Source organism: Stenotrophomonas sp. 05L44_2, assembly GCF_056665995.1.
Map to the genome: position 1 here is coordinate 1 of NZ_JBFTNR010000123.1, position 7,475 is coordinate 7,475.

At 66.7% G+C, this 7,475-nt stretch carries 6 protein-coding genes; 1 reads left to right on the top strand and 5 read right to left on the bottom strand.

Features of this window, described 5'->3' with window-relative positions; genetic code table 11:
• Nucleotides 1–45: 45 nt before the first annotated feature.
• Entirely contained in the window at nucleotides 46–339 is a 294-nt protein-coding gene (locus AC1VAN_RS06305; RefSeq protein ID WP_032976180.1) for a hypothetical protein, read from the bottom strand.
• 160 nt (nucleotides 340–499) lie between these two features.
• On the opposite strand from AC1VAN_RS06305, the gene AC1VAN_RS06310 reads away from it, so the two are divergent.
• Nucleotides 500–1,588, top strand: a complete 1,089-nt coding sequence (locus AC1VAN_RS06310; protein WP_442251194.1) for a DUF5694 domain-containing protein — start codon at nucleotides 500–502, stop codon at nucleotides 1,586–1,588.
• Nucleotides 1,589–1,618: 30 nt separating this feature from the next.
• Here AC1VAN_RS06310 and AC1VAN_RS06315 read toward each other — a convergent pair whose 3' ends face one another.
• From AC1VAN_RS06315 to AC1VAN_RS06330, 4 genes are all read right to left on the bottom strand, one after another.
• A complete protein-coding gene (locus AC1VAN_RS06315) occupies nucleotides 1,619–1,858 on the bottom strand; it encodes a hypothetical protein (RefSeq protein ID WP_025879248.1) in 240 nt (79 codons plus the stop codon).
• A 64-nt stretch (nucleotides 1,859–1,922) separates the two neighbouring features.
• On the bottom strand, nucleotides 1,923–4,124 hold the full coding sequence (locus AC1VAN_RS06320; protein WP_480985475.1) for a PAS domain S-box protein: 2,202 nt from the start codon (nucleotides 4,122–4,124) through the stop codon (nucleotides 1,923–1,925).
• A gap of 199 nt (nucleotides 4,125–4,323) precedes the next feature.
• Nucleotides 4,324–6,717, bottom strand: a complete 2,394-nt coding sequence (locus tag AC1VAN_RS06325; RefSeq protein WP_480985476.1) for a Tex family protein — start codon at nucleotides 6,715–6,717, stop codon at nucleotides 4,324–4,326.
• A 207-nt stretch (nucleotides 6,718–6,924) separates the two neighbouring features.
• Nucleotides 6,925–7,140 carry a hypothetical protein gene (locus tag AC1VAN_RS06330; protein WP_025879252.1) on the bottom strand — a complete coding sequence of 72 codons (216 nt, stop codon included), beginning with the start codon at nucleotides 7,138–7,140 and terminating at the stop codon, nucleotides 6,925–6,927.
• Nucleotides 7,141–7,475 lie beyond the last annotated feature (335 nt).

Here is a 7,475-nt window from a genome sequence, read left to right on the forward strand (position 1 = left end):
CTGCAGCGGGCTCCAGAGAAGGTAACGGCGCGACGGCCAGCAACTTTAGGGGGCCAGCCCCTGGTCGGCAGCGCGCCGCAGAACCCAGCGCAGCAGTATCGTTGCCAGCACCGCCGGCAGGTAGCCCAGACTGCCGCAGACGACCAGCAGGGACGGCCCCGCCAGCGGCCCGCCGCCGCCCAGGATCCAGCTGCGGGTAGCGAGGATGTACAGCGCGAACGGCACCAGCAGCAACGGTGCCAGCCGCAACAGCTGCCACCGCCACCTCCCCGGCCCGATCCAGCCGGCCAGTGCACCCAGCACGGCACCTGCAGCTGCGATGGTGGCGATTTCATCCATGACGCGCTTCCGGAAGTCTTCCAGCCACCATTCTGGACCAGCGCCGACGGAAAGGGGATGCGGCAGGCACACAGAAGGTTGCAATGACCATCGGGACATCCCTTGCCTGCGCGCTGCCGGCAGCATGCGCCCACTGAATGGATTTTTCCTGGGAGGCAGCATGCTTCGACGCTTGAACGCCATCATCTTCCTCAGCCTGTGCAGTGCCGGCGCATTGGCCAGCGACGCGGGCTTCCGCCCCAGCTTCCATCCCGACCAGCTGAAGGGGCCACCCGCCGGTCGCCACAACGAAGTACTGGTGCTTGGGACAGCACATCTGTCGGAACTGCCAAAGACCTTCGAGCCGGCCATGCTGGAGCCGTTGTTGCAGCGCTTGGCACGTTGGCGCCCGGAGGCGATTGCCACCGAAAACCTGTCCGGCCTGCAGTGCGACTTCATGCGTCGCAATCCCAGCCGCTATGCCGAAAGCGTCGAAACCTACTGCTTCGACACCGACGCGGCCCGCGTCGCCACCGGCTTCGACGTGCCCAGCGCGAACGCCGAAATGGGACGCCTGCTGTCGGCATGGCCGGCAAGCCCGACAGCCGCGCAGCGTCGGCACTTGGCCGCGGTGTTCCTGGCCGCTGGCGAGCGCGGATCGGCGCAGGTGCAATGGCTGCGCCTGCCTGTGCAGGAGCGCGTCGCCGGCGACGGGCTGGATGCTGCGCTGGTCGAGATTCTCGACAAGAGCCTGACCCGTCGCAATGAAACCAACCTGGTGGCCGCAGTCCTCGCTGCCCGGCTGGGACTGGAGCGCCTGTGGGCAGTGGACGATCACACCGCCGATTCGGCAACCCCGCCCAAGGACCAGAAAGCAGCACGCGAAGCGATCATGTCGGCCTGGGACAATCCGCACGCAAACGCACGGCGGGACGCCGACGAGCCGCTGTATGCCAACATCGGCAAGGTCGATGGCGTGCTGGACCTGTATCGCGCCTACAACCGCCCCGGCGTCGGCCTGCAGGCCTACCAGGCCGATTTCGGTGCTGCGCTGGTCGAACCCTCACCCCAGGGCTTTGGCCGCAACTACGTGGGCTACTGGGAAACCCGCAACCTGCGCATGGTCGCCAACATCCGCGAAGTGCTGGGCCAGCGCCCGGGAACGCGCCTGCTGGCCATCGTTGGCGCCTCGCACAAAGGCTACTACGAGGCCTACCTCAACATGATGCACGACGTGCAGCTGGTGGATGCCGAAGAGGTGCTGCGCTGAGGCCCGCACCTGATCAACGCAGCAGATCCGCTACCCACGTTGCTGCGCATCGCGACGCCCGGCGCGCCAGATCATCACGCTGGCAGCGACGATGCAGCCCAGGGTGACCAGCAGCATCAGCGCCACGCCCCACTGCACCACGGGGACCAGCATCCGGGCCTGCTGGTCGTTGCGCAGCTGCTCCAGCCGGAGCCAGCCGGAGAGAGCCAGGGACCAGCCGACAACGGCCGGCGCATAAGCACGGACTGCACTCAGGTTCCAGGACGTCATGTTGTTTTCCTGCCAAGGTGGGGCGTTGGCGCAGTATTCGCCGCGCCCCTCTCACAGGCTGAGATCAGCCGTCGCTGAGGTCGCCGCCGTCCGCCGGCGAGCTACCGGGCAGTTCGCCGGTTTCGCCCTGCACCTGCACATTGTTGCGCCCCATCGCCTTGGCCCGGTAGCACTGGGCATCGGCGGCGGCGACGGCCTGGTCCACGCTCATGCCGGCGGCAAGCGGTGCGATGCCGATGCTGGCGCCGATCCGCAGCTGGTGCTGGTCCCACGGAATGGACAGGTTGGCCAGGGTATGCAGCAACTCGCCGCCGATGCGCGCCGCTCGCCGCGGGCTGCACCCGGACAGGATCACCGCGAATTCGTCACCGCCCAGGCGCGCCACCACATCCGAGTCGCGCACACCATGGCGCAATGCGCTGGCCACGGCCCACAGCACGGCGTCGCCGGCCAGATGACCAAAGGTATCGTTGACCGGCTTGAACCGGTCCAGATCGATGTACATCAATGACGCCGCCTGCCCGGTCCGCTCGACCCGGGTGATCGCCTGCTGCAGATGCACTTCGAAGCCGCGGCGATTACCCAGTTCGGTCAGTGGGTCCATCTCCGCCAGGTGCCGTGCCTCGCGCTCGCGTGCACGCTGCTGGGTGTCATCGCGCAGGACCCACACCGCACCACGCACCTGGCCCTCGTCGTCGCGAAGCCAGGCCCGGGTCAGGTCAACCGGCACCACGGCGGTACCCAACTGCAGCAGCAGATCGGCATGCAGATCCACGGCGTTGCTTTCCGGATCCAGCAGCACGCTGACGTCGAGCTGCGATTGCGGCGCGTATTCGGTGGTCAACGACAGCACGTCCTGCACGAGATGCCCGGCCAGCGACAGCGCTCCATCGCCGGCAAGCATTCGCACGGCGGCCGCGTTGGCATATTCGATGTGGCCATCCAGGGCCACGCTGAGTACCAGGTCGGCAACCGCATCCAGGGTGATGCGGCTGCGCTGCTCGCTTTCGAACAGGCGCTGCTCGCTGCTGCGCTGGGCGCTGACATCCTGGATCTGCGACACGAAATGCAACGGTTCACCGCGCTCATTGCGTACCAGCGATACCGACAGCCGTGCCCAGATGGTGTTGCCCTCACGGCCCAGGTAGCGCTTTTCAAGGTGATAGTGCGTGCGTCGCCCCGCCAGCAGGTCCTGCACCAGGGCCAGGTCGGTCTGCAGATCGGCCGGATGGGTCAACCGCTGGAAATCGACCTGCAGCAGTTCCTCGCGCGTGTAGCCGAGAATGCGGCACAGCGCATCGTTGACATCCAGCCAGCGCCCTTCCAGCGATACCAGCGCCATGYCCAGTGCCGCCGAAGTGAACGCTCCGGCGAACTTTTCCGCCGCAAGACGAGCCTCGGCGCGCGCCTGCAGGATCTCGGTGATGTCGATGGCCATGCCGACATAGCCGATGCGCTCGCCATTGGCGCCATCCATGCGGCTGATTGACAGGCGTACCTGGCGACGCTGACCGTCCTTGCGCAGCAGTGTCCACTGCCGCGAATACGTCTGGCCCTCGGCACGTGCACTGAGTGCCTCGAACACACCCGGAACCTGTCCATCAGCGGTCGCCAGCGGTCGCAACCACGCCTGCAGTTCAACCGGGTCGTGGAAGGCATCCAGGCGGCGCGTACCCACTACTTCAGCGGCGGTGTAGCCGAGCAGGCGCTGCGCGCCGGTATTGAAAATGGTGATGATGCCATCGGTGTCGGTCGCGATCACCGCGACTTCGTCTGAAGCATCCACCATCGCCTGCAGGCGCTGCCGCATTTCGGCCGCGTCCTGGCGCGCCTGCTGCAGTTCGGTGACGTCGGCATGGGCGCCGGCCATCCACAGTGGCCTGCCCTGCCCGTCCCATTCGAATACCCGTCCGCGATCGTGGATCCAGATCCATTCGCCATTCCTGTGGCGCATCCGCAACAGGCAGACATAGTGGTCGGTGCGGCCATCGAAGTGGTCCTGCAGGGCCGCATCGGACAGCGCCAGATCATCCGGATGGACCAGCGCGATGAAGGTCTTCTGGCAGATCGGTTCAAGTTCGTCCAACCGGTAGCCGACGATCTCGGCCCACCGTTCGTTGACCCGCATCTGCCCGCTCTGGACGTTCCATTCCCAGGTGCCGGCCGCGGTGCCCTCGATGATCATCGCCAGGCGGCGGCGCTCTTCGGCCAGTTCCTGCAGCCGGCGCTCCAGCAGTGCGTTGCCGCTGTTGCCCTGATCGGCCATCAGCCGCCTCCCCTGCCGACGCAGCTGCCCGCAGGCCGTGGCGAGCCACAGCGGTCACGGAACAGGGCGGATGGTGCTGACGGCATGGCCTCCCCAGCGACAGCAGGGGCCCAGGCGCCCCTTCCGGCGCAAGTGTGCGCATTGCCGGGGAACATCGACAAGTCCCCCACCCGGCAGCGCCGGGAGGGGGACGGCGGACTCAGCTGCGCTTGGCCCGGGCGAACGCCTCGGCCAGGGCATTGTTGGCTGGCGGCGCGGCCTGTGCCGGGCGTCCGCCATTGCCCGGGTTGCGCCCCTGGCCACGTCCCTGCCCGGGGTTGGCAGCGTCGCGGCGCGGCGCCTGCCCCTGGCTGCGTTCGTCACGGCTGCCCGGGCGGCTGGTGGCCTGGCCGGGCGTGTCGTCCAGACGACGGGTCAGGGCGATGCGCTTGCGCGGCACGTCCACCTCCAGCACCTTCACCTTGACGATGTCGCCGGCCTTGACCACGTCACGCGGATCCTTCACGTAGGTATCGGACAGCGCCGAGATGTGGAYCAGGCCGTCCTGGTGCACGCCGATATCGACGAACGCACCGAACGCGGCCACGTTGCTGACCACGCCTTCCAGCACCATGCCCTCGCGCAGGTCCTTGATGTCCTCGACGCCATCAGCGAAACGGGCCGCCTTGAATTCCGGGCGCGGATCACGGCCCGGCTTTTCCAGTTCCTTGAGGATGTCGCGCACCGTCGGCACACCGAATGTCTCGTCGGTGAACTGCTCGGCCTTCAAGCCGCGCAGGAAACTGCCGTCGCCGATCAGCGCCTTAATCGGGCGCGCGGTGCTGGCGACGATGCGCTCGACCACKGGATAGGCTTCSGGRTGMACCGACGAYGCATCCAACGGCTCATCGCCATCGGCGATACGCRGGAAACCTGCACATTGCTCGAACGTCTTCTCGCCCAGGCGCGACACCTTCAGCAGGTCCTTGCGACGCTTGAACGGACCGTTGTCATCGCGGTGGCGCACGATGTTCTCGGCTACCGTCGACGACAGGCCCGAGACGCGCGACAGCAGTGCAGCCGACGCCGTGTTGACGTACACGCCGACGGCATTCACGCAGTCCTCCACGCGCGCATCCAGTGCGCGCGCCAGGCGGTACTGATCCACGTCGTGCTGGTACTGCCCCACGCCGATCGCCTTCGGCTCGATCTTCACCAGTTCGGCAAGCGGGTCCTGCAGGCGACGCGCGATCGATACCGCACCACGGATCGACACGTCCAGGTCCGGGAATTCCCTGGCCGCCGTTTCCGACGCCGAATACACCGACGCCCCGGCTTCACTGACCACGATCTTCTGCGGCGCGTTGTCACCCAGCGCCTTGATGGCTTCACCGGCCAGCTTGTCGGTYTCGCGGCTGGCGGTGCCGTTGCCGATSGCGATCAGCTGCACGTTGTGCTTGGCACACAGCTGCTTGATCGTCTGCAGCGACTGCTCCCACTGCCGGCGGGGCTCGTGCGGGTAGATGGTGTCGGTGGCGACCAGCTTGCCTGTGGCGTCGAYCACGGCAATCTTGCAGCCSGTGCGGATGCCCGGGTCCAGGCCCAGCACGCTTTTCGGGCCGGCCGGTGCGGCCAGCAGCAGATCCTTGAGGTTGTCACCGAACACCGCGATGGCTTCGGCCTCGGCTTTCTCGCGGGCCTGGTTGAACAGGTCCAGCAGCAGGTGCATGTGCAGCTTGGCCCGCCAGGTCAGGCGGCAGGCGTCCAGCAGCCAGCGATCAGCGGGGCGCCCCGCATCGCGGATACCGGCGTTGTGCGCCACGCGCCCTTCGGCGTACTGATGTCCGGCCTCGGCATCCTTGCCTGGGTCCAGCTCCAGGAACAGGATCTCCTCGCGGCGCGCACGGAACAACGCCAACAACCGGTGCGAGGGAATCTTCGCCAATGACTCGGCGTGCTCGAAATAATCGCGGTACTTGGCGCCCTCGGTTTCCTTGCCCTCGGCAACGCGGGCACGGATCACGCCCTGCTCGCTCAACCAGCTGCGCAGCTCGCCAACCAGCGTGGCGTCCTCGCCCCAGCGCTCCATCAGGATCGCGCGGGCACCTTCCAGCGCGGCCTTGGTATCGGCTACGCCCTTGTCGGCATCCACGAACGTGGCGGCAAAGACCTGCGGGTCCTGTGTCGGATCGCCCAACAGGCCGTCGGCCAACGGCTCCAGTCCTGCTTCGCGGGCGATCTGCGCGCGGGTGCGACGCTTGGGCTTGTACGGCAGGTACAGATCTTCCAACCGGCTCTTGGTGTCGGCGGCGAGGATCTCGTTGCGCAGCTCATCGCTGAGCTTGCCCTGCTCACCGATGCTGGCCAGCACCGCCGCACGGCGGTCTTCCAGTTCGCGCAGGTAGGTCAGGCGGGTTTCCAGGTTGCGCAGCTGGGTGTCGTCCAGGCCGCCGGTGACTTCCTTGCGGTAGCGGGCGATGAACGGAACGCTGGCGCCTTCATCGAGCAGGCCGACAGCGGCGCTGACCTGGGCGGTCTGGGCACCGATTTCATCGGCGATGGTCTGGGCGATCTGCTGGGCGAGCTGGCGCTGGGCGTGCTTGGCGTCGTGCATTGTTTCCGGCCTGGGCCGCATTGCGGGAAAGGCCCATTCTTGCAATGCGCGGGCGGCAGGGACAAGGCGTTGACAGAGCGGCGGTTCAGGCGGTGGGTCCGGATGGGACGCCGGCATCCTGGCAAAAGGGGCTCGGACTGGCCCCGGGGCTGGGATGCCGGCGCGGACGCGCGATGGTGGAGCGCGTCCTGCCGCGTACTGCGAAGGTCAGCGGTAGTGGCGGGCGGCACGCTGCATGACGATGTCGTCACGCAGGCTCTCCAGCGCCATCAGGCGGACCTTGCCGACACCCTGCAGTTCCATGAACCGCTCCGTGTAGAACTCCGGCCCCAGCGCGGTATCGGCGCGGGATTTGCTGAAGCCGTAGGGCACCACGCCCTTCTCGCCATCCTTGCTACCACCGACATAAAGAACGATTGCCATGTGATGTCTTCCTCCAAATTGCTACTGCGTACTGCACACGATGAGCGGTACTTGTTGGCTCATCGGGATAGAGCTTACCGCGGCCAAGCTGACTGGAACGTCACGAAGACTAATGACGATCCGTTGCATGCAGATGACTGCGGGATAGCAGCAGAACGCTTACGGATCTTTAACTTCCGGCTAACGAATCCGCGGGTTTCAGCCAACGGCGCAGCCCCTCGTGGGTGGGTGTGGTTGGTCGCGGAATGCAAAAGCCGCAGGTGGGTCGGCCGGGTTGGGTTCGCGGGGGACGCCGTGAATCCGTCCCTGGAGGCTTGGCCGCGGCATCCATGCCG

Coding starts and splice junctions, on each gene's coding strand:
- AC1VAN_RS06305 (WP_032976180.1), bottom strand. CDS start 339: ATGGATGAAATCGCCACCATCGCAGCTGCAGGTGCCGTGCTGGGTGCA.
- AC1VAN_RS06310 (WP_442251194.1), top strand. CDS start 500: ATGCTTCGACGCTTGAACGCCATCATCTTCCTCAGCCTGTGCAGTGCC.
- AC1VAN_RS06315 (WP_025879248.1), bottom strand. CDS start 1,858: ATGACGTCCTGGAACCTGAGTGCAGTCCGTGCTTATGCGCCGGCCGTT.
- AC1VAN_RS06330 (WP_025879252.1), bottom strand. CDS start 7,140: ATGGCAATCGTTCTTTATGTCGGTGGTAGCAAGGATGGCGAGAAGGGC.